This is a genomic window from Paraburkholderia sp. JHI2823, assembly GCF_038900695.1.
Taxonomy (GTDB): domain Bacteria; phylum Pseudomonadota; class Gammaproteobacteria; order Burkholderiales; family Burkholderiaceae; genus Paraburkholderia; species Paraburkholderia mimosarum.
Genome location: NZ_JAYMRY010000117.1, coordinates 1 through 2565, shown reverse-complemented (window position 1 = coordinate 2565; position 2565 = coordinate 1). Strand labels below are relative to the sequence as shown.

2 protein-coding genes are annotated in these 2565 nt (G+C 64.3%); both read right to left on the bottom strand.

Annotation, left to right across the window (positions count from 1 at the left end; all coding sequences use genetic code 11):
* Positions 1-92: 92 nt before the first annotated feature.
* Positions 93-860: an IS21-like element helper ATPase IstB gene (gene istB / locus VSR34_RS37770; RefSeq protein WP_342965158.1), complete on the bottom strand. Its 768-nt coding sequence runs from the start codon at positions 858-860 to the stop codon at positions 93-95.
* A gap of 12 nt (positions 861-872) precedes the next feature.
* A complete protein-coding gene (istA, locus tag VSR34_RS37765) occupies positions 873-2396 on the bottom strand; it encodes an IS21 family transposase (protein ID WP_342965157.1) in 1524 nt (507 codons plus the stop codon).
* Positions 2397-2565: the final 169 nt, after the last annotated feature.

Genomic DNA, 2565 nt, shown 5'->3' with positions numbered 1-2565 from the left:
TGCGGATTTCGGCGAACGTGACCGCCGATTTCGGGAACGTGACCGATTCGGCGGGGTTGGGCGTTGCGCGGTGTCGATTGTAGATTTCCTTGTCAGTTCTGGTCGAGTTCGGGCTCCAGGACGTTGGGTTTTGGGGATGCTTTTCTGAGCGACTCGCCGGTCAGCGTGATCCGGTGATGACGTTGCATCAGACGATCCAGCATCGCATCGGCGATGGTCTCGTCGCCAATCCAGCCGTGCCAGTGCTCGATCGGCAACTGGCTGGTGACGATGGTCGCCTTGCCCGCCGCGCGGTCATCGATGATCTCGAGTAGATCGTTTCGAACCATCGCGTCGAGGGGCGCCATGCCCCAGTCGTCCAGTAGAAGCACGTCAATGCGGGCAACCTGCAGCAACCATTTCGTGAAGCCGCCGTTACCGTGCAGGACGCGCAGTTCCTCGCCCAGTCGCGGCACGCGCAGGTACAACGCTGAGTGCCCGCGCCGACAGGCGTATTGGGCCAGGGCGCATGCGAGCCACGATTTCCCCGCGCCGGTTGGGCCGCTGATGAGCAGGCTGTATCCGGCTTCGACCCAGTCGCCAAGTGCCAGGCTCGTGAGCGAACGCGGGTCCACGCCTCGGCCAGCGCGAGTGTCGAGATCTTCAATGGCGGCCTGCGGATACTTGAGGCGCGCCTGCTTGAGCAGTCGGGTGCGACGGCGATCATCACGCCAGCTCGTTTCCCGGTCGACCAGCAGCGACAGGCGTTCCTCGAAGCTCAGGCTGGCCACGCCGGGCTGCGTCAACTGTTCCTCTAGTCCGTCAGCGAAGCCATCCAGCTTCAGGGTGCGCAGCTGCGTCAGGGTCTGTTGCATCATCATGGCGTGTTCTCTTTATTGGTAGTAGCTGGGGCCGCGTACATGCGCATGGCTGGGGCTGATCCAGTCGGCAGGCGCTGTCGTTGCCGCCCGGTCGCGGTTGTTGATCAGGATGTCGCGCACATGGCGGTAACGGTGCACGCCCAGCTCCAATGCCAGCGCACAGGCCGCTTCGAGACGCTCACGACCGTAGCGACGTGAGAGTGACAGCAAGCCGAGGCAGGCCCGATAGCCGTGTTCGGGGTGGCGTTGCTCCTGGAGCAGCCGGGTGACGAGCGCGCCGGTTGCTGCGCCGATCTGCTGGCCCCAGTGAATGAGCCGCTGTGGCGTCCATTCGAGATGGGCGCGGTGCGCCGCCGGCATGTGCTCGACGATGGTGGTGTAGGCGCCCGCGCTGTCGTCACGGGCGTGGCTGGCGACACGGCGCCCACGATGCAACAGTTCGACAGCGCCCGCCGTGATGCGCGCATCGAGCTTGAGTCCGACCAGCGCGTGCGGCACGCTGTAGCGGTGTTTGTTCACCTCAACGTGATAGTCGATGTGGACCGTCACCGTCTTGAATCGAGCGAGCTCATAGGGCTGTGCCGGCAGCGGCTGTAGAGCCGGCGCGTCCAGTTCGGCGAATGCGCTGGCACGACATCCCGGCAGCTTCTGGAACGGGCGCTCGTTCAGGTTCTTCAGTAGCGGACGGATCGCGTCATCGACCGACTGGACCGACGCAAACCGGTGATGACGCAGACGCGCCATGATCCAGCGTTCGACCACCTGGACCGCAACCTCTACTTTCGGCTTGTCCCTCGGGCGATAGACGCGAGCAGGCAGGAACGACGTACCGTAATGACGCGCGAAGTCCAGCACGGTGTCGCCGGCGCGAGGTTCATAGCGGTCGGGATCGGCAATCATCGCGCGCGGATTGTCTGGCACGATCAGTTGCGGCACGCCGCCATAGAAGGTCAGCGCGCGTGCGATGCCGCCCAGCCAATCCTCCATCGTCTCTGCCGGCGTCGCGCACGCGAACGTATAGCTCGAGGCGCCCATGGCCGCCACAAAGATGTGTGCGCGTCGCCCCGTGGTCAGAGGCAGCGTCGGACCCGCGAAGTCGACGAACAGCTTCTCGCCGGCGCGGTGGATCTGCCGCATCGAGCGTTTCAGGCGTTTCGTGAACGCCTTGTAATGCTCGCAGAACTGCGTGTAGCGGTAGGTCTGCCGGTCCGCAAACTCGGCCTGGTACTCCTCCCACAGCAACGTCAGCGTCACGCCCTTGCGGCGCAATTCCTGATGGATGCGCCCGTAGTCGGGCTGGGCGTAGGCTGCTGGACCCGTCGGCTTGCCGAGAAGCCGCCGCTCGAGCTCGCCTTCGTCCATGTCACAGGCACTCGCCCAGTCCAGCCCGGCGGCGCCAGCCAGTCCGACGTACTTCGTGACCACCCCCTTGGAAATACCCAGCGACGCGGCGATCCGATCGTGGGAGAAGCCGCCGTCGAATTTAAGTCGTAAAACGTCCTTGATCATGCGCATGTTCATCCGGTGCGCGGGCATGCTCTCTCCGGCCAAAGCCGGCGAGCATAGCCCGCGTGGTTGATGTCATGCGCAACGCCAATCCTGCCGTCCGGTCCGCTCGGTCACGTTCCCGAAATGACCGGTCACGTTGCCGAAATCGCCGGTCACGATCCCGAAACGGCCGGTCACGTTCATCCGAAATACGCAC

What these genes read in the sequence shown, in the direction of transcription:
- istB (WP_342965158.1), bottom strand. Translation starts at nt 860, where the DNA reads ATGATGATGCAACAGACCCTGACGCAGCTGCGCACCCTGAAGCTGGAT.
- istA (WP_342965157.1), bottom strand. Translation starts at nt 2,396, where the DNA reads ATGCCCGCGCACCGGATGAACATGCGCATGATCAAGGACGTTTTACGA.